The 17,497-nt window shown below is 64.2% G+C and carries 24 protein-coding genes and 1 tRNA gene; 15 read left to right on the plus strand and 10 right to left on the minus strand.

Annotated elements, in window-relative coordinates:
- From ATE64_RS21375 to ATE64_RS20770, 4 genes are all read left to right on the plus strand, one after another.
- A partial coding sequence (locus ATE64_RS21375; RefSeq protein WP_058800256.1) for a response regulator transcription factor occupies window positions 1–701 on the plus strand: 701 nt, incomplete at its 5' end.
- A gap of 134 nt (window positions 702–835) precedes the next feature.
- Complete coding sequence (locus tag ATE64_RS20760) at window positions 836–2,368, plus strand: acyl-CoA synthetase (protein ID WP_058457651.1); 1,533 nt, start codon at window positions 836–838, stop codon at window positions 2,366–2,368.
- 3 nt (window positions 2,369–2,371) lie between these two features.
- Window positions 2,372–3,001, plus strand: a complete 630-nt coding sequence (locus ATE64_RS20765; RefSeq protein ID WP_058457650.1) for a 2-hydroxychromene-2-carboxylate isomerase — start codon at window positions 2,372–2,374, stop codon at window positions 2,999–3,001.
- The gene (locus ATE64_RS20770; RefSeq protein ID WP_058457649.1) at window positions 2,998–3,801 is read left to right on the plus strand and encodes a crotonase/enoyl-CoA hydratase family protein; all 804 of its coding nucleotides are present in this window, start codon (window positions 2,998–3,000) and stop codon (window positions 3,799–3,801) included. The genes ATE64_RS20765 and ATE64_RS20770 overlap by 4 nt, the downstream gene beginning before the upstream one ends.
- Here the strand turns inward: ATE64_RS20770 and ATE64_RS20775 are convergent.
- Genes ATE64_RS20775 through crcB form a run of 5 tightly spaced genes read right to left on the minus strand, consistent with a single transcriptional unit; the run spans window position 3,798 to window position 6,925 of the window.
- Window positions 3,798–4,487: an ATP12 family protein gene (locus ATE64_RS20775; protein WP_058457648.1), complete on the minus strand. Its 690-nt coding sequence runs from the start codon at window positions 4,485–4,487 to the stop codon at window positions 3,798–3,800. The two genes, ATE64_RS20770 and ATE64_RS20775, sit on opposite strands and share 4 nt — an antisense overlap.
- A complete protein-coding gene (locus ATE64_RS20780; RefSeq protein WP_058457647.1) occupies window positions 4,484–4,720 on the minus strand; it encodes a hypothetical protein in 237 nt (78 codons plus the stop codon). The genes ATE64_RS20775 and ATE64_RS20780 overlap by 4 nt, the downstream gene beginning before the upstream one ends.
- Complete coding sequence (locus ATE64_RS20785; protein ID WP_058457646.1) at window positions 4,717–5,340, minus strand: FMN-binding negative transcriptional regulator; 624 nt, start codon at window positions 5,338–5,340, stop codon at window positions 4,717–4,719. The genes ATE64_RS20780 and ATE64_RS20785 overlap by 4 nt, the downstream gene beginning before the upstream one ends.
- Window positions 5,340–6,548: an RluA family pseudouridine synthase gene (locus ATE64_RS20790; protein ID WP_058457645.1), complete on the minus strand. Its 1,209-nt coding sequence runs from the start codon at window positions 6,546–6,548 to the stop codon at window positions 5,340–5,342. The genes ATE64_RS20785 and ATE64_RS20790 overlap by 1 nt, the downstream gene beginning before the upstream one ends.
- Complete coding sequence (gene crcB / locus ATE64_RS20795; protein WP_058457644.1) at window positions 6,545–6,925, minus strand: fluoride efflux transporter CrcB; 381 nt, start codon at window positions 6,923–6,925, stop codon at window positions 6,545–6,547. The genes ATE64_RS20790 and crcB overlap by 4 nt, the downstream gene beginning before the upstream one ends.
- A 694-nt stretch (window positions 6,926–7,619) precedes the next feature.
- Here crcB and ATE64_RS20800 point away from each other — a divergent pair.
- The 3 genes from ATE64_RS20800 (at window position 7,620) to ATE64_RS20810 (ending at window position 8,759) form a co-directional block, all read left to right on the plus strand.
- Window positions 7,620–8,333 (plus strand): hypothetical protein, encoded by a 714-nt coding sequence (locus tag ATE64_RS20800; protein ID WP_156416663.1) that lies wholly within the window; start codon window positions 7,620–7,622, stop codon window positions 8,331–8,333.
- 65 nt (window positions 8,334–8,398) lie between these two features.
- A tRNA-Val gene (locus ATE64_RS20805) sits at window positions 8,399–8,474 on the plus strand.
- Between the two features lie 54 nt (window positions 8,475–8,528).
- The gene (locus tag ATE64_RS20810; RefSeq protein WP_058457642.1) at window positions 8,529–8,759 is read left to right on the plus strand and encodes a hypothetical protein; all 231 of its coding nucleotides are present in this window, start codon (window positions 8,529–8,531) and stop codon (window positions 8,757–8,759) included.
- Window positions 8,760–8,883: 124 nt separating this feature from the next.
- Here the strand turns inward: ATE64_RS20810 and ATE64_RS20815 are convergent, their stop codons facing one another.
- Genes ATE64_RS20815 through acnA form a run of 3 tightly spaced genes read right to left on the minus strand, consistent with a single transcriptional unit; the run spans window position 8,884 to window position 12,160 of the window.
- Window positions 8,884–9,153: a hypothetical protein gene (locus tag ATE64_RS20815; protein WP_058457641.1), complete on the minus strand. Its 270-nt coding sequence runs from the start codon at window positions 9,151–9,153 to the stop codon at window positions 8,884–8,886.
- Window positions 9,150–9,473: a hypothetical protein gene (locus ATE64_RS20820; protein WP_058457640.1), complete on the minus strand. Its 324-nt coding sequence runs from the start codon at window positions 9,471–9,473 to the stop codon at window positions 9,150–9,152. The genes ATE64_RS20815 and ATE64_RS20820 overlap by 4 nt, the downstream gene beginning before the upstream one ends.
- A 14-nt stretch (window positions 9,474–9,487) precedes the next feature.
- Window positions 9,488–12,160 carry an aconitate hydratase AcnA gene (gene acnA / locus ATE64_RS20825; RefSeq protein WP_058457639.1) on the minus strand — a complete coding sequence of 891 codons (2,673 nt, stop codon included), beginning with the start codon at window positions 12,158–12,160 and terminating at the stop codon, window positions 9,488–9,490.
- A gap of 326 nt (window positions 12,161–12,486) precedes the next feature.
- On the opposite strand from acnA, the gene ATE64_RS20830 reads away from it, so the two are divergent.
- The 4 genes from ATE64_RS20830 to ATE64_RS20845 all read left to right on the plus strand — a co-directional run bounded on the left by ATE64_RS20830 (window position 12,487) and on the right by ATE64_RS20845 (window position 14,251).
- Complete coding sequence (locus ATE64_RS20830; RefSeq protein ID WP_058457638.1) at window positions 12,487–12,774, plus strand: AbrB/MazE/SpoVT family DNA-binding domain-containing protein; 288 nt, start codon at window positions 12,487–12,489, stop codon at window positions 12,772–12,774.
- On the plus strand, window positions 12,771–13,154 hold the full coding sequence (locus ATE64_RS20835; protein WP_058457637.1) for a type II toxin-antitoxin system VapC family toxin: 384 nt from the start codon (window positions 12,771–12,773) through the stop codon (window positions 13,152–13,154). The genes ATE64_RS20830 and ATE64_RS20835 overlap by 4 nt, the downstream gene beginning before the upstream one ends.
- 117 nt (window positions 13,155–13,271) lie before the next feature.
- A complete protein-coding gene (locus ATE64_RS20840) occupies window positions 13,272–13,487 on the plus strand; it encodes a helix-turn-helix transcriptional regulator (RefSeq protein ID WP_197410201.1) in 216 nt (71 codons plus the stop codon).
- A 101-nt stretch (window positions 13,488–13,588) separates the two neighbouring features.
- Window positions 13,589–14,251: a hypothetical protein gene (locus tag ATE64_RS20845; protein WP_156416664.1), complete on the plus strand. Its 663-nt coding sequence runs from the start codon at window positions 13,589–13,591 to the stop codon at window positions 14,249–14,251.
- A gap of 59 nt (window positions 14,252–14,310) precedes the next feature.
- Here ATE64_RS20845 and ATE64_RS20850 read toward each other — a convergent pair whose 3' ends face one another.
- Window positions 14,311–14,610, minus strand: a complete 300-nt coding sequence (locus tag ATE64_RS20850) for a type II toxin-antitoxin system RelE/ParE family toxin (protein WP_058457635.1) — start codon at window positions 14,608–14,610, stop codon at window positions 14,311–14,313.
- Window positions 14,607–14,879 (minus strand): type II toxin-antitoxin system ParD family antitoxin, encoded by a 273-nt coding sequence (locus tag ATE64_RS20855; RefSeq protein WP_058457634.1) that lies wholly within the window; start codon window positions 14,877–14,879, stop codon window positions 14,607–14,609. Before ATE64_RS20855 ends, ATE64_RS20850 begins: the two co-directional genes overlap by 4 nt.
- Before the next feature lie 665 nt (window positions 14,880–15,544).
- On the opposite strand from ATE64_RS20855, the gene ATE64_RS20860 reads away from it, so the two are divergent.
- The 4 genes from ATE64_RS20860 to ATE64_RS20875 form a co-directional block, all read left to right on the plus strand.
- Window positions 15,545–15,889, plus strand: a complete 345-nt coding sequence (locus ATE64_RS20860) for a metalloregulator ArsR/SmtB family transcription factor (RefSeq protein WP_058457633.1) — start codon at window positions 15,545–15,547, stop codon at window positions 15,887–15,889.
- A complete protein-coding gene (locus tag ATE64_RS20865) occupies window positions 15,886–16,341 on the plus strand; it encodes an ArsI/CadI family heavy metal resistance metalloenzyme (protein ID WP_058457632.1) in 456 nt (151 codons plus the stop codon). Before ATE64_RS20860 ends, ATE64_RS20865 begins: the two co-directional genes overlap by 4 nt.
- Window positions 16,338–16,847 carry an arsenate reductase ArsC gene (locus ATE64_RS20870; RefSeq protein ID WP_058457631.1) on the plus strand — a complete coding sequence of 170 codons (510 nt, stop codon included), beginning with the start codon at window positions 16,338–16,340 and terminating at the stop codon, window positions 16,845–16,847. The genes ATE64_RS20865 and ATE64_RS20870 overlap by 4 nt, the downstream gene beginning before the upstream one ends.
- Window positions 16,840–17,497, plus strand: a 658-nt coding sequence (locus tag ATE64_RS20875; protein ID WP_058801302.1) for an MIP/aquaporin family protein, incomplete at its 3' end; no start/stop codon positions are given. The genes ATE64_RS20870 and ATE64_RS20875, both read left to right, overlap by 8 nt.

Raw genomic sequence — 17,497 nt, forward strand, 5'->3', positions numbered from 1 at the left:
GGTCGGGGGAAGAGGGGCGGCGGCCGCTGGTCGCCGTCTATCATCCGTCGCGCGCCGCCGCGCTCTGCGATGCCGTAACGGCGGCCGGTTGTTGCGCCGCTTCGCTTCCCGCGCCGACCGGCGGGCTACGGCCCTGGCTTGACACTTGTTTCGACCTGCTCGCGATCAATCCCTTTTTGAGCTGGCAGGAGCCCGCCGAATTCGTCCGGCTTGCGCGGACGATCGCGGGACGCCGCCCGCTGCTCGTCTTTTCGGATCGCGATTCGCTCGCCGATCGGATGGCTGCGCTGCACGCTGGCGCCGACGATGCGATCGGATGGACCGACAATCTGCCCGAACTGCTTGCGCGCGCGACCAGCCTGCTCCGGCGCAGCCGCATCGCGGCGGGGCAGCTAGGCGAAGGCGAACTCCGCATCGACCTGATCGACCGGCGCGTCGAACGCGCTGGACGGCTGATTCGCATGCCGCTGCGCGAATTCGACCTGCTTGCCAATCTGGCGCGGGTCCCCGACCGGCCGCTGTCGCGTGCGGCGCTTCTGAAAGCGGTGTGGCGGATCGATTTCGACCCCGGAACGAACCGGGTCGAGGTCCATATTTCGCGACTCAGGGCGAAGGTCGATCGCGGGTTCGACTGGCCGATGTTGCAGACGGTGAAGGGGCTCGGCTACGCGCTGAAATCGCGCCCCGACGGGGCGATTTGACCGATCGTCGGCGGGGATTTGACGCTTTTTGACGACCACGGTCCCGTCCGTCCCAGCTTGCTTGACCGAAAGTTTCAGTTTGCTACGGGTCTTCGACATAAACAAAGCAATAAGCCCTTTGGAGAGAGCGCCCGATGCACCCCTCGACCTATGCCGCGACCCATCCCGACAAGCCGGCGATCATCGTCGCCGAAACGGGGGAGACGGTAAGCTATGCTGAACTCGACGCCGCCTCGAACCGCGCCGCGCAGCTGTTTCGCGCGCATGGGCTGGGGCACGAGGACGTCGTCGCCCTCATGCTCGAGAACACCCCGCATTATTACGGTCTGACTTGGGGCGCGCAGCGCGCCGGGCTGCGCTACGTCTGCATCTCGTCGCGGCTGACGCAGGACGAGACCGATTATATCCTCGAAAACTCGGGCGCGAAGATGCTCGTCGTTTCGGCGAGCCTCGCGGCGGCGGCGCAGCGGTTGACGACGCAGATCACCCGCTATTCGATGGGCGGCGACATTGCGGGCTGGGCGAAGATCGAGGACGAACTGGAAAAAATGCCGGCGGAGCGCATCGCCGACGAGCGCGCCGGGGTCGATATGCTCTATTCGTCGGGCACCACCGGGCGGCCGAAGGGCGTGCGCGTCCCGCTGCCGGAGGATCCGGCGATCGACGCCGCGAACAGCCTCGTCATGCTCGCAAGCGCCGCTTTCGGGATCAACGCCGACAGCGTCTATCTCTCGCCCGCGCCGCTCTATCACGCCGCGCCGCTGCGCTGGTCGATGACGATCCACCGCCTCGGCGGCACCGTCGTCCTGATGAAGAAGTTCGATCCCGAGGGCGCACTCGCGGCGATCCAGCATTACCGCTGCAACTGCGCGCAGTTCGTGCCGACCCACTTCGTCCGGATGCTGAAGCTGCCGGCAGCGGTTCGCGCGCAATATGACGTGACCTCGATGAAGGGCGCGATCCACGCCGCCGCGCCGTGCCCGGTGCCGGTCAAGCAGGCGATGATCGACTGGTGGGGGCCGGTGCTGCTCGAATATTATGCGGGCTCGGAGGGCAATGGCATGACCTTCGCGACCAGCCAGGACTGGCTCGCGCACAGGGGCACCGTCGGCCGCCCGATCATGGGCACGCTCCATATCGTCGGCGAGGATAACGAGACCGAGCTGCCGGTGGGCGAAGAAGGCGCGGTCTTCTTCGAAAGCGAAAATATCTTTGAATATCATGATGATCCGGAGAAGACTGCATCGAGCCGCAATTCGAAAGGCTGGTCGACGCTGGGCGATGTGGGCAAAGTTGATGAAGATGGGTTCCTCTACCTCACCGACCGCAAGAGCTTCATGATCATCTCGGGCGGCGTGAATATCTATCCGCAGGAAATCGAAAACCACCTCGTCACCCACCCGAAGGTCGCCGACGTCGCGGTCGTCGGCGGCCCGCACGAGGAAATGGGCGAGGAGGTGATCGCGGTGATCCAGCCCGCCGACATGGCCGACGCGACCGACGCTTTCCGCGACGAACTCACCGCCTATGCGCGCGAGAAATTGTCGGGCGTGAAGGTGCCGCGGCGGATCGACTTCCTCGAAGCCCTGCCGCGCCACGACACGGGCAAGCTCTACAAACGGCTGCTACGCGACCAATATTGGGAGAAGGCGAAGGCAGGAGCCTGAACGATGAGCGCGCGCGTCGAGTTCTTCTTCGATCTGTCGAGCCCGTGGACCTGCCTTGCGTTCCACAACCTGCCCGGCGTGCTGGAGCGGGTCGGCGCGGCGGCGGTTTATCGCCCGATCTTGGTAGGGGGCGTGTTCAACGCCGTGAATCCCGCCGTCTATGCGGCGCGCGAGCAGAGCGATAACCGGCGTTTGCAGCACAGCTGGAAGGTACTGAAGGATTGGGCGCAGCTCGCCGGCGTGCCGATGAACTTCCCCTCGCAATATCATCCGGCGAAGAGCGTGCAGGCGATGCGCTTCGCGACCGCGCTCGAAGCGGACCAGGCCGCCCTCGTGCGTTTCGCGCGCGCCGCCTTCGCCAGCTATTTCGACCGTCAGGAGAATCTTGACGATCCCGACGTTCTGGAAGCCGTCGCGACGGCCGAGGGACTCGATGGCGCAGCGATCCGCGCCGCCGCGAGCTCCGACGAGGTAAAGGCGCGGCTCCGCGCCAACACCGAAGAGGTCGTCGGGCGTGGCGGCTACGGATCGCCGACGATCTTCGTCGACGGCACCGACATGTATTTCGGCAACGACCAACTGCCGCTCGTCGAAGCGGCCCTGAAACGTCAGACGCAGAGGACTCCCCGATGAAGGACCGTATCTCGATCACGATGCTGGAGGACGGCATTGCCGACGTCCGGCTGATCCGCGCCGACAAGATGAACGCGCTCGACCCCGCGATGTGGTCGGCGCTCGCCGAGGCGGTCGACGACCTGAAGGCCCGGCAAGGCCTGCGTGTCGTTGTCCTGTCGGGCGAGGGGCGTGCCTTCTGCGCCGGGCTCGACCTTTCCAGCCTCAGCAACGATCGCGACCCCGGTGCGAGCAGCGCGGGCGGCACCTTGTCCGACCGCACGCGCGGCATTGCCAACAACGCCCAATATGCCGCGTGGGGCTGGCGCGAAATCCCGGTGCCGGTGATCGCCGCAGTGCATGGCGTCGCCTTCGGCGCGGGCAGCCAGATCATGGCTGCCGCCGACATCCGCATCGTCCATCCCGACACGCGCATCGCGATCATGGAAATGCGCTGGGGTCTGGTCCCCGACGTCGCGGGCATGGCGCTGTGGCGGACGCAGGTCGCCGACGATGTGCTGCGCGAGATGATCTATACCAACCGCGAATTCACCGGGTCGGAAGCCAAGATCCTCGGCTTCGCGACGCATGTGTCGGACGAGCCGCTCGCCAAGGCGATGGAGCTCGCGCAGGTGATCGCGAACAAGAACCCGCACGCGATCCGCGGCGCGAAGCGGCTCTGCAACATGCTCGCCCACGCGAGCGACGCCGAGATCCTGCAGGCCGAGAGCGACGAGCAGGTGAAGGTCATCCGCACCCCCAACCAGATGGAGGCGGTGATGGCCCATATGCAGAAGCGGAAGCCGAATTTCGCCGACTAGAGCAGGCTCAGGAAGCGTGCGGCGTTGTGCCATTCGGCCTCGCGCCGCGCGCGCGTCTTTTGCGCCTCGCTGTCGGCGCCCCAGCGACGTTCCTGGTAGAGCTCGTCGAGGCTGACGGCGTCCCACAGCTCCGCGGCGGTGTAGGCATTTTCGATCAGCGCGAGGCCCGCGACGAGCGAGCCGCCGATCGTCACCAGCAGCGTGAGCGGCGCGAGCCGGAACGGATCGTGTGACAGCACGGCGTCGCGCAGCGCCGCGATAGTCGCGTCCGGTTGGTCAATCGGCAGCACGCCCTGCGCCAAGGCGAATTCGATGCCGTAACGTCGCTCGGCCCAGGCTAGCAGAGGGTTCCAGACGGCAATCTGTTCGGATTGCAGCGCCGGGTCGCGGTCCTCGCGGTAGCAGAAAAGCTCGCTTGTCGCATAGGCCGCGATCGGCTCGGCGAACGCAGCGGGATCGGCGCCGGCAATGTCGATCGCCGCATTGGCGATTCCCGTCAGCGGCATGCGCGCGGGATCGATGTTCTCTCCGACCGCATTCCATTCGCCCGCAATCGCTTCGGCGAGCGCCCGCCTTTCGACGACCAGCGGCGCGCGCTTGGGCGTACGGACGGGGCGCCCATCGAGCGCGATGCCCCAGCCGCCGTCTTCGCGGACAGCCTCGGCCTGCTTCCAGAAGCGCTTCACGGGGTTTTGGGCGACCGCCAGCGGCGCGCGAGGATCTTGGGCATGATCGCGAAATCGAATACGCCGACCAGCACCACCGCGACGCCGATCCAGCGGTCGGTCGGCTGCCCCGCAAGCTCGAAGGCGCCGCGGATCAGGATGAAGCCTGCGATGATGAAGATCGCGCCCATCAGCCGCATCGAGGCGATGGCGAAGAAGCGCTTCTTGGCAAAGGATTCGTCCGAAGGGTTCATGCCCCCTCCCTGCTTCTGCCGAGCTCGCGCATCAGATGCGCTACCGCTCGATTGCCTGTGGCTTCGATTCCGGCGGCGAGTCGTTCACGCTCGTCAGCAGGTTTGTTTTGAGACAGCTTCAGCGTCGTTCGCCACGCCACGACGCGCATTTCGAATCCGATAATGGCACCCGTCAGCTTGCCGAAATAATTCTGATCCATCTTGTCGCGGGTCCAAGGCGGATTCTCGCCGACGCGCGCCTCGTGGATCGCCGATAATGCATCTATTTGGGCCACCAGACCTGCGTCGTCGAGCTTTTGAGCGACGCCCTCCATCTCGATAGCCACATAGTTCCATGTAGGAACCGACTTCTCGATGTCGGTGTACCAGTTCGCGCTGACATAGGCGTCGGGTCCCTGGATGACGGCGAGCATTGGCGAGCCATCGAGATGCTTTGTCAGCGCGTTGCCGCGTGACAGGTGGAAACGGATCGTTGTCCCATCCTCGCTCAGCACGACCGGGGCGTGCGCGACGCGCGGGCCGTCGGGCGTGCCGGCAAAGATTGCGGCGAAGCCGATCTCGCGCACGAACATCGCGGCAAGGTCGTCATGATCCGGACGAAAAGCGGAATTGGGGTGCATCAGCGTGGCCTTTTGGAAGGAGATTTGCGAGGGCTGGGCGTGCCGCCGCGTCCGGAAGGGCTGCTGGGTTTGCTTTTTGCTTTGGTTTTCGGTTTTCCAACCTGGTCGGTCGGCTTGCTTGTCGCTGTACGCCCGCGCCGTTCGCCGCGGCGCGCCTTGCGGATCTGTTTGCTATGCGCCTTGGCGGCCGCCTTGGCTGCAGCTTTGGGGGGCGGGCCCTTGGGGGCATCGTCGATGCCCGCCTCGCCGAGCAGCAAGTCGAAGCCAAGGGCATCGAGGCTGGCCGCGAAATGCTCGGGAACGTCGGCGCTGACGTCGATGCTACCCCCGTCGGGATGGTCGATGCGCAGGCGGCGGCTGTGGAGGTGCAGCTTCCGGCTGATCGTGCCGGTCAGAAACGCGCCCTTGCCGCCATATTTGCCGTCGCCGACGATCGGATGGCCGATCGCTGCCATATGGACGCGAAGCTGGTGCGTGCGGCCGGTAAGCGGCTGCAGCTCGACCCAGGCGGCGCTGTTCCCGGCGCGTTCGATGACGCGGTAGCGGGTCTTCGATCCCAGCCCCTTTTCGTCGACGTGCATCTTCTCGCCGCCCGATCCGGGCTGTTTGGCAAGCGGCAGGTCGATCTCGCCCTGCGCGATGTCGGGAACGCCGACAACAATCGCCCAATAGGTCTTGCGGGCGCTGCGGTTCGAAAAGGCCTTGGCGAACCAGGCCGCCGCGCGCGGCGTGCGCGCGACGAGCAGCGCGCCCGATGTGTCCTTGTCGAGCCGGTGGACGAGCTTTGGCCGAACCGGTGCCTCGCCCTGCAGGGCGCCGAGCAGGCCATCGACATGCGCGTCGGTCTTGGTGCCGCCCTGCGTCGCAAGACCTGGCGGCTTGTCGAGGACCAGCGCGCTCTTGTCGCGGTGGATCACCATCGCCTCGGCGAGCGCGACCTCGGCGGGCGAAAGCGGCTTTTCCTTGCGCGGCTTCGGACCCGAGGGTGCTGCGGGCGGGACGGGCATTGCGATCCGCTGCCCGGCTTGGATGCGATCCGAAACGTCGGCCTTGCGGCCATCGATCGTGAGCTCTCCCGACCGCGCCCAGCGCGCGATGAGCGCGTGCGGAGTTCCCGGCCGGTGGCGCTTGAACCAGCGGTCGAGGCGGATGCCGCCATCCTCTTCGGCAACGGTGGCGCTGTCCTGAATGCCGCGGTCCTGCGTCATGCCGGAAGCTCCCGGAGCAGTAGCAGCCCGAGGCCGCAGGCGAGGATTCCGCCGACGACCGAGGCGAGCACATAGGCGGCCGCCTGCCCGGCTTGGCCGCGTTCGAACAGCAGCCAAAATTCCATGCTGAAGGAGGAAAAGGTCGTGAAGCCGCCAAGGATGCCGACGCCGACAAACAGCCGCGTCGCTTCGCCGCCGCTGGCATCGCGTGCCAGCCAGCCGACCAGCAAGCCCATCAGAAAGCTCCCGAAAATGTTGATGCTGAGCGTCCACCACGGGAAATCGGGACCGAGCCTAGCGAGCATCGTCTGGCCGACGACGTAACGCGCGCCCGATCCGATTGCGCCACCGATCATGACAGAAAACAGGCTGTTCATGCGCTTCGCCCTAGCCGGAAAAGCGCGCCGCGGAAAGCGGGGGTGTTGCTGTGCGTCGGGTGTGGTCGCCGAACCCCTCGCCTGTTCGTTTGCGATGCGCCGGTCGGCAGACGTACCGCAAGTCCATGCAGGCGCCATCTTCAACGTATCGGGCCGAGCGACGAGTGCATCGGCGGCGTTGACGGATGCCTCCGCCGCGCGAACGCAAGGATCAATTAGCCGTTGACGATAAGAACAAACCATGTCCAAAGTGGAGTGTCTTCCATCCGTCTTATCTCTGCCGTCCGAATCGACGGCATGCTTTGGGTCCGAAATGGCGGCGAATGGGAACGAACAAAAGGTGAATATGGTCGGAGTGACGGCATAAAGACGTCATGGCGGATCAAAGGGCAGGGGCATCAACATGGAACATGCGGTCCGGTTTCAATGGGGCGAAGACGCGGCAAATAGGGTGCAAGATCTTTTGCCAGCGAGCGCGCCGTCGACGTTGCTTGCGGTCGGGCTTTCGGCGTCTTCGTCGGGGTTCGATCTGATCGAGGACGTTCGAATAGTTGCGACGCTCCCTGCATGTGATGCGGCGGCGCATGTCCGCGATATGCTTGTCCTTGACATGGTCTGGGTGGCGGCACCTGAAGCCATCGATAACGGGATATTCGCGGAGCTCTGCCGGGCGGTTGCCGACAAAGGGTGCGCCTTGATTTGCGAAACATCGCTCGCGGCGCTCGACCGCGTTGCGGCGGCGATCCCCGACACGATTCGTGTGGAATGGCTTGTCGATGCAGATGCGACCGATCGTCGCGTGGCCCTGGCGGCGGCGCGATCCGAACGGCATCTGGTCGTGCATGAAGTCGCGCGCGACCCCGCGATGGAAAGGATCGACCGGCTGCAGGAAGAGGTCGCGCGTATTTCGCGGTTACTCGGCCACATCGCCGGCGAACGGAGCGGCCTTCCCGGTACGCCGGCCGGCTTCGCCTCGCGCGGGCAGGATTTCACCGACTATCCGGATCAGGTGCGCGCGCCGGTGCGCGATTTCGCGACAACGCCGCGGAGTTTTGTACCCGAGGAACGCACGGCCGAGCGCCAGCGCGCGAAAATGGTGCGGCGTCTGCTGCGGCAGCGTCGAGTCCGCGAGCAGTTTTTCCCGGCGGACCTGTTCGCCGACCCCGCTTGGGACATGCTGCTCGACCTCTATGCGGCGCGGCTCGAGCGGCGGCCGGTATCGGTATCGAGCCTTTGCATCGCTTCGGCGGTCCCTGCAACCACCGCGCTGCGCTGGATCAAGACGATGACCGATGGCGGACTCTTCATCCGCGAAGCCGATCCACACGACGGCCGCCGCATCTTCATCGCGCTCGCCGAGGCGACATTCGAAGCACTCGAACGCTATTTCGAGGCGCTGGAGGAATAGTCGCGGCTTGCCACCGGCGGCGGCTTGTGGCAGTGGCGCGCATCCCGCGCAGCAGGACGGCCGGGGGGCGCTTAGCTCAGTTGGTAGAGCATCTCGTTTACACCGAGAGGGTCGGCGGTTCGAGCCCGTCAGCGCCCACCATCCCTCGCTAGTTACGGGAATTGCTGTCGCTGCAGGAATCACGACGATCTGCGCTTGCTCGCTTGGGGTGCGAAGATCGAGGGGATCGCGCCGGTGTGGAAGGACGAGGTCGAGGTCGGTAGCGAGGCCGATGTTGATGCGGCGCTGACGCGGCCGAAGCAGCGCGGCAAGGTCGATTTCGTCAAGATCGCCGACAACAGGCTGAAGCCTGACCTGTTTCTCCATGCGCCGCGGCGGGCGAAGGCGCCAGGGATCAGAACCTTGGGCCATATCCCGCGGCATTAACGGTCGATCAGGCGGTCGCTGCGGGGATCATGCGCGGGCAGGTGTGTGACGGCGCGGCGCTTGATACGATGCTCGCCGGTACGTGCGCGCAGGTTGCAGTATGGAATGCGGAAGCCGCCAAGCCTCAGTGAGCGAGCGGCGCGTGGCGCGCGCGCCAGACGATGCTGATCGTGAAGAGGCCGATCCCGGCCCAGACGATGTTGAGCACCGCCGACGGAATCGCGCCATTATAGCCTGAATTGATCACGAAACCCGCGGCGCCGAAGACATTCATCCATTGATAGATATAGCCGCGGGCTTCGAGCTTGCCGAGCGAGAGCAGCACATAGGCAGTGAGGATCAGCACCGCGGCCGCCCAGCCGATGACCTCGATCGCGATATGAAGCGCGTTCATAATCCGTCCTTTGGATAGAGGATGCGCTTAGCGCATTGTGCGTTCGAACGCGTCGACCGCATCCTTGGCTTCCTTGAGCCCAAGGTCGTCAGGTCGCGAAGCCGCTTGATCGCTTCGATCTTGCGGTTCTGGCGGACGAGTTCGCGGATTTCCTCGTCGTCGATCGTTTCGGTTCGTACCGTCACGACGGTCTTTGCCGCATTGGGCTGCGAGAGCGTGCGCGGCGGGCCGGTCAGATCGCGCCCGCCGCCGCGCCGCAGCGCGAGGACCATGCCCGCGCCGCAAAGGAAGCCGAGGGCGAAGAGAAGCAAGCCGCTCATCGCCCTCGTCTACATCAGGACGCGAGCTTGCGCAGCACGTAATGCAGGATGCCGCCGTTCATATAATATTCGACCTCGTTCGCCGTATCGATACGGCAGAGCGTGTCGAAAGCGAAGGTCGAGCCGTCGGGGCGGGTGACGTTGACGGTGACCGTCTGGCGCGGCTTCAGCTCCGCGACGCCGGTGATCGTGAACTGGTCGTCGCCGGTCAGGCCCAGCGTCTCGCGGCTCTGGCCGTCGAGGAACTGCAGCGGCAGCACGCCCATGCCGACGAGGTTCGAGCGGTGGATGCGCTCGAAGCTCTCGACGATCACCGCGCGGACGCCGAGCAGGTTCGTGCCCTTCGCCGCCCAGTCGCGCGACGATCCGGTGCCATATTCCTTGCCCGCAATCACGACCAGCGGCGTGCCGTCGGCCTTGTGGCGCATCGCAGCGTCGTAGATCGGCATGACTTCCTGGCCATAGCGCGACATGCCGCCCTCGATGCCGGGGACCATTTCGTTTTTGATGCGGATGTTGGCGAAGGTGCCGCGCATCATGACGTCGTGGTGGCCGCGGCGGGCGCCGTAGCTGTTGAAGTCGGCCTTGCTAACCTGATGTTCCATAAGCCATTTTCCGGCCGGGCTGTCCGCCTTGATGCTGCCCGCGGGGCTGATGTGGTCGGTGGTGATGCTGTCGCCGAGGATCGCGAGCGGCTTTGCGTTCACGATGTCGCTGACCGGCGCCGGGGTCATCGTCATGCCCTCGAAATAGGGCGGGTTCGCGACATAGGTCGAGCCGGCGCGCCACTGATAGGTGTCCGACCCCTCGACCTCGATCTTCTGCCAGTGCGCGTCGCCCTGGTACACATGCGCGTAGCGCGCCTCGAACATGTCGCGGCTGACCGCGCCCGCGACCACATCGGCGACTTCCTGGTTGGACGGCCAGATGTCCTTGAGGAACACGTCGCCCCCCGACTGGTCCTGCCCGATCGGGGTGGTGGTGAAATCCTCGATCACCGTGCCCTTGAGCGCATAGGCGACGACGAGCGGCGGCGAGGCGAGGAAGTTCGCGCGCACGTCGGGCGACACGCGGCCTTCGAAGTTGCGGTTGCCCGAGATCACGGCGGCGGCGACGAGGCCGTTTTCGTTGATCGCCTTCGAAATCGGCTCCGCCAAAGGCCCCGAATTGCCGATGCACGTCGTGCAGCCATAGCCGACGAGGTTGAAGCCGATATTGTCGAGATGCTTCTGCAGCCCGGCCTTTTCCAGATAGTCGGTGACGACCTGGCTACCGGGCGCGAGCGAGGTCTTGACCCACGGCTTGGGCTTGAGGCCCAGCGCGTCGGCTTTCTTCGCGACCAGCCCCGCGGCGACGAGCACGCCGGGGTTCGAGGTGTTGGTGCAGCTGGTGATCGCGGCGATGGTGACGTCGCCGTCGCCGATGTCGAAATCCTTGCCCTCGACCGGCACGCGCGTCTGCGCCTTTTTATAGGTGTTGACCATGTCGGCGTTGAACACGTCGTCGACCTCGGGAAGCGAGACGCGGTCCTGCGGACGCTTCGGCCCCGCGAGCGACGGCACGACGGTGGCGAGGTCGAGTTCGAGCGTGTCGGTGAACACGGGGTCCGCGGCGCCATCGACGATCCACAGCCCCTGCGCTTTGGCATAAGCCTCGACCAGCGCGATATTTTCTTCCGAGCGGCCGGTAAGGCGCATGTAATCGATCGTCTTGTCGTCGATGCCGAAGAAGCCGCAGGTCGCGCCATATTCGGGCGCCATGTTGGCGAGCGTCGCGCGGTCGGCAAGGCTCAGCGAAGCGAGGCCGGGGCCGAAATATTCGACGAAGCGGCCGACGACGCCCTTGGCGCGCAGCATCTGCGTCGCGGTGAGCACGAGGTCGGTCGCGGTGACGCCTTCCTTGAGCTGGCCGGTGAATTTGAAGCCGACGACTTCGGGGATCAGCATCGACACCGGCTGGCCGAGCATGGCCGCTTCCGCCTCGATCCCGCCGACGCCCCAGCCGAGCACGCCGAGGCCGTTGATCATCGTCGTGTGGCTGTCGGTGCCGACGCAGGTGTCGGGATAGGCGACGGCGGTGCCGTCGGCGTCTTCGCTCGACCACACCGCCTGCGCGATATGTTCGAGGTTGACCTGGTGGCAGATGCCGGTGCCCGGGGGCACCGCCTTGAAGTTCGACAGCGACTTCGACCCCCATTTCAGGAAGTCGTAGCGCTCGCCGTTGCGATAATATTCGATCTCGACATTCTGCTCGAACGCCTTCGGCGTGCCGAATTCGTCGACCATGACCGAGTGGTCGATGACGAGGTGGACGGGGACGAGCGGGTTGATCTTCGACGTGTCGCCGCCGAGCTTCGCGATCGCATCGCGCATCGCGGCGAGGTCGACGACGCACGGCACGCCGGTGAAATCCTGCAGCAGCACGCGCGCCGGGCGATACTGGATTTCGCGGTTCGAATGCGGATCCTTCTGCCAGTCGACGAGCGCCTGCACATCGTCGGTCGACACGGTGAAGCCGCCATCCTCGAACCGCAGCAGGTTTTCGAGCAGCACCTTCATCGAGAAAGGCAGGCGCGACACGTCGCCGAGCTTCGCCGCGGCCTTGTCGAGCGAATAATAAGCGTAAGTCTTGCCGCCGACGCTCAGCGTCGAACGGGTGCCCAGCGTGTCGTTGCCCGTGGTCGTCATAGGATATCAGTCCCCATGTTGGCGCGGCGGGGAATGACTGTCCGGTGGCGGAGCGGGAGAGCGGGGCCAACGGGAGTCGCACGCGCGGTTTATGTTGGCGCCGCCTTACGCCGGGCCCAAGGAAATGCAAGGGGTGCGCCGGAAGATTTGGTTCACGCGAAGGCGCGAAGGCGCGAAGGAAATTCGCCGTGTTCCCACGCTTCGTCACCCCGGACTTGATCCGGGGTCCATGCGACGGCGGTAGAGTGGATCCCGGATCAAGTCCGGGATGACGATAGTAGAGAGGTCGGCTTGTTTGCGGCCGCCTCTGATGCTATCTTACCGGTATGACCAAGGAAACCAGAGTATCGGCCAAGGGGCAGGTCGTCATCCCGAAGGATGTTCGCGACCGGCTGCATTGGGACGTCGGCACGATACTCGAGGTCGTCGATGGCCCCGCCGGCGTGATGCTGCGCGCCAAGCCCAAGGCGAAACCCGCGCTGAGCTTCGAAGAGGCGATGGCCAAAATGCGCAAGACCGTGAATTACAAGGGGCCGCGGATCAGCGATGAGGACGCCCATTCGGCGATCGACCGGATGTTTCGCGAGGACAAGAGCTGGGATCCGCCGACTTGAAGGCGGCCGATACCAATATCCTTGCCCGCTTCATGCTCGACGACGATCCGGTGCAGTCGCCTATCGCGCGCGATCTGGTGAAGGCGGGGGTTTTCGTGCCATTGACGGTGCTGCTTGAACTCGGGTGGCTGCTGCAATCGCGTTACGGGTTGGAACGGGCGCATCTTGCCGCTTCGCTGCTGGACCTTTTCAATGTGCCGGGCGTCGTGCTGCACGATGACGGCGCGGTGCGGAGCGCCGTCGCGGCTTTTGCGAAGGGCGGCGATTTTGCCGACCATCTCCATCTGGTCGCGGCGAAGGGTGTCGAGGGATTCGTGACCTTCGACCGGCGCTTGGTGGCCAATGAAGGCATTGGGGTGCCGGTCGAGATCGTCGGTTGATGGTGACGATCCCCCCGCGAAGAATATGACCGCCTCCGCGATGCGGCCGACGATCTGGCCGACCTCAGCGCCTACGACGGCGCCAAGGCGGCGCTGGCGGCGGGCGAGGATGAGCTGGTGCCAGCCGACTATGCCAAGCGGCTGATCGCCGGTGAAAGCCCGCTGCGCGTCTGGCGCGAATTGCGCGGATTGTCGCAGGTGACGCTGGGCGCGGTGTCGGGGGTCAACCGGGTGCAGATCGCCGACATCGAGGCCGGGCGCGGCAAGGGGTCGGTCGAGACGGTGCGCAAGCTGGCCGATGCGCTGGGGGTTCGGTTGGATGATTTGGTTTGAGGTTGAGCTTTCGGTGTCCGCAGCTTGGAATTTGAGTCAACCGTCACCGTAATCGCCACCATAATCTCCATTTCGAGTGGGCTTAGTTTTTGGGAGTATCCATGTCAGACTTGCCGCCACCTCTGATCAGACGAATTTATGAATTGGTCGGCGAAGCTACGACGGCGTGGAATCAAGTGGAGACACTTTGGTATCTTATTTTTACCGGCCTCATGGACCGTACTGAGCGGGCAAAAGTGGACGCGGTTTTTAGCATGTTTCAGACCGGAGCATTACAGCGCCAGTTGATAATGACCGTTGCGCCCATCGCTCTGAAATTTGAGGTATCGGAGCTAAGGCGGCGAAACCCGCAACATCATGTTCGTCGCAGAATGCTCAGGGAGATTGGGCGGTTAAATGCGAAAACGAATGATCTCGCCGGGCATCGCAATGCAACCGTCCACACGGCGTTTGAAGATTGGGGCGCTGCAGGAATTCATGCGATTGGCATCCATAGGCGCAGCAGGATTGCGGACCAACCCGATAAGCTTCGTTACCTTTCTGAACTCGTCGAGGACATTACGCTCCTTGTCTATGAACTGGATGAGCTGCGCTATTTGATGATTGATTGGCTGAGAACTCCTCAGGAACGCGAAGATAAGAAGGTTGGTGATGCGTCAATGCGCACGCTAGGAATTCTACTACCAGAAGACGACTTGAGAATGGCGAAAGCAGCACTTCTGGCAATCGTGTCCCAGCGCAAATCACCCCCGCCTTCGTCGTAAGGACGATAATGGGAGGTATGGTGACGGCTGCAACCGCTCCCAAGCTCGATCGGCTCCGGTCACTCCACCAATCCCAACTCCTGCCCAGCATGGAATATCCGTAGCACCTCGACGGTCACGCTCACCCGATAGGCGATAATGGTCCGCCCCCGGAAATTCAGCGTGCGGACGCCCGGCGCGATGTCGTCGCGCGGGGTGCCGCGGTTCGGGAAGGTGGCGAGGTCTGCGGCGTGGGCTTCGATCGCGCTGGTGTAGGCGAACGCCGTGTCGGGATCGGCGCTCTCGGCGATCCAGTCGTAGAGGCGGTAGAGGTCGTCGGTTGCGGTCTGGCGCCAAACGACGTGGAGCTTTTTGGTCAAGCGGGCTTGCCCGTCCGTCTGGCGTGGCGGGCGGCGAGACCGGAGCGGACGTCTTCGGCGGGCTGGAGGGGGCGGGTATCGGCGAGGGCTTCGGCGACGCGAGCCTTGAGCAGTTCGTCGAGCAGCGCTTCCTCGCGGTCGAGGGCGCGGAGGCCGGCGCGCACCACCTCGCTGACCGAGGCGTAGCGGCCCGACTTGACGCGATCCTGCGCGGCGGCGGTGAGCGGGCCGAGGGTGACGGTGACGGGCTTTTCGGCGCGAGATGCCATGGTGACTCTCCTATGACAATGTCATATCAAGAAGTGGAGGAAGGGTCAATTTCCTGCCTCGTCACCCCGGACCCTTCGACGAGCTCAGGACGGGATTGATCGGGGGTCGACGACTTCGGCGCCCCTGTGGATCCCGGATCAAGTCGAAGGAGCCACTCGTCTCGTTCGAGGATAACGAAATAGGACTATCAGCTTCTTTCCTACATTATCCAAATAGGTTCAAACTTTTTCCGATTCATTCCAGGTGATTCGGGAGATGGAGCTATGGGACGTAAGGTGGCGCGGGGTTCGCGGGGGAAATCGGGGGTTTTTGAGGGTCGTGACGGTGGGCCCCTCCCCACTGCGACTAGCGGGCGAGCCCACAAGTCTCGTGATCGGAGCCACGGGTCTCCGATCACCCCCTCCCGCAAGCGGGAGGGGAGTCGGGAGAATCCCCTGATGCCGGGGCTGGGCATTCGCAAGGACGGTGGAGACGGTGCGCAAGCTGGCCGATGCGCTGGGGGTTCGGTTGGATGATTTGGTTTGAGGATGAAAACGCCTCAATTCCGGGCTGTCACGCCTTTGACCGGGAAAGCCGGAATCCTCATTTCTATATTTATCAAAATGACATTGACGGCCTGATCGCGATCTGACATTTCGATGTTATTCGAAATGAGGATTCGCAGATGAAAGCCGATGCTGCCGTCACCGCCTTGGGCGCTCTTGCACAGGACCATCGTCTCGCGCTGTTCCGTTTGCTGGTGCAAGCGGGCGAGGGCGGGCTTGCCGCGGGTGTAATCGCGGAGAAACTGGGCGTTCCGAACAGCTCGCTATCCTTCCATCTTGCCCAGCTTCGGGAAGCCGGGCTCGTGCTGCAAGAGCGGCAGCATCGTTCGATAATCTATCGCGCCAATTATCCGGCGATGAATGCGCTGGTCGCGTACCTCATGGAAAATTGCTGTGCCGGTGCCGCCGATTGCGGCGCGGGCGCGGCGTGTGAAACCCCCGCACAGGAAAGGAAAAGCGCATGAAGCGCCTGCATGTCCATGTCGGCTTCGAAAATCTCGACGCCTCGATCGGCTTCTATTCGACGATGTTCGGTGCCGAGCCGTCCGTCGTTAAAGAGGATTATGCCAAATGGATGCTCGACGACCCGCGGGTCAATTTCGCGATCTCGGCGGGCAATCATGCGCGGAAGGGGATCGAACATCTCGGCATTCAGGCTGAAAGCATCGAAGAGCTCGGCGAGGTTTATGGCCGCTTGAAGGCTGCCGACGGGCCGGTTCTCGAAGAGGGGCGGACCACATGCTGCTATGCCAAGTCGGAGAAGAGCTGGATCGCCGACCCCGACGGCATCGTCTGGGAAGCCTTCTTCACCGATGGCGATGCGACGACCTATGGCGAGAGCCCTGCCCTCGACCAACTGGCCAGCCATGACGCAGGTTCGACCTGCTGCGTTCCCCAGTCGGTCGGTGCGGCATGACCCGGCCGTTCAACGTCCTCTTCCTCTGCACCGGCAATTCGGCGCGTTCGATCCTGTCCGAAGCCATATTGAACCGCGAAGGCGAGGGGCGCTTCCGGGCCTTTTCGGCGGGCAGCTTTCCGAAGGGCGAGGTGCATCCGGCCGCATTGGCGCTGCTTGGCGAACTTGGATATTCGACGGAGGGTTATCGATCGAAGAGCTGGGACGAGTTCGCTGCTTCCGATGCGCCGCCGCTCGATTTCATCTTCACCGTCTGCGACAATGCCGCCGGTGAGATGTGCCCGATATGGCCGGGCAAGCCGGTGACGGCGCATTGGGGCATCGAAGACCCGGCTGCCGTCGAAGGCGACGGGCAGCGCGAAGCCTTCTGGCAGGCCTATCTCGCTCTTAAACGGCGCATCGATTTGTTGCTCGCCCTGCCCCTCGCGAGCCTCGACGAATTGAGCCTCGCGGAACGGCTGCGAGCCATCGGCAAGACTGCCGACGAGGAGGCGGCGCTTGGCTGAGGTCGCGCCGCTCGGGCGGCGTATCGCGGCTGAGGGCGTTGGCGCGTTCTTCCTGTTCGCCTGCGTCATCGGGTCGGGGATCATGGCGCAGGCGCTGTCGGGCGGGAATGACGGCGTCGCCTTGCTCGCCAACACGATTGCGACCGGAGCGATGCTGTTCGTGCTGATTACGATGCTCGGTCCGATCTCGGGCGCGCATTTCAACCCGGCGGTGACGCTCGTCTTTATGCTGCGGCGCGAACTGAGTTGGTTCGATGCCGGCGCGTATGTCGCCGCCCAGCTTGCATTCGGCGTCCTGGGCGCGTGGGTCGCGCATCTGATGTTCGACCTGCCGACGCTCCAGCTTTCGGTAAAAACGAGAACCGGATTGGGGCAGTGGGTGGGCGAGTTCGTCGCCACTTTCGGCCTTGTGATGACGATCCTCGGGACGGTGAAATACAAGCCGCAGGCCGTGGCTGCGTCGGTCGGGCTGTATATCACCGCCGCCTATTGGTTCACGTCATCGACCAGTTTTGCAAATCCGGCGATCACCGTGGCGCGCAGCCTCTCCGACACCTTCGCGGGGATAGCGCCGCACGATGTGCCGATGTTCATTGCCGCGCAACTCGTTGGCGCGGTCAGTGCAACGATCGTCGGAAGCGCGCTCTTGG

The sequence above is a fragment of the Sphingopyxis sp. H073 genome, from assembly GCF_001468395.1.
In the GTDB taxonomy this organism is placed as follows: Bacteria; Pseudomonadota; Alphaproteobacteria; order Sphingomonadales; family Sphingomonadaceae; genus Sphingopyxis.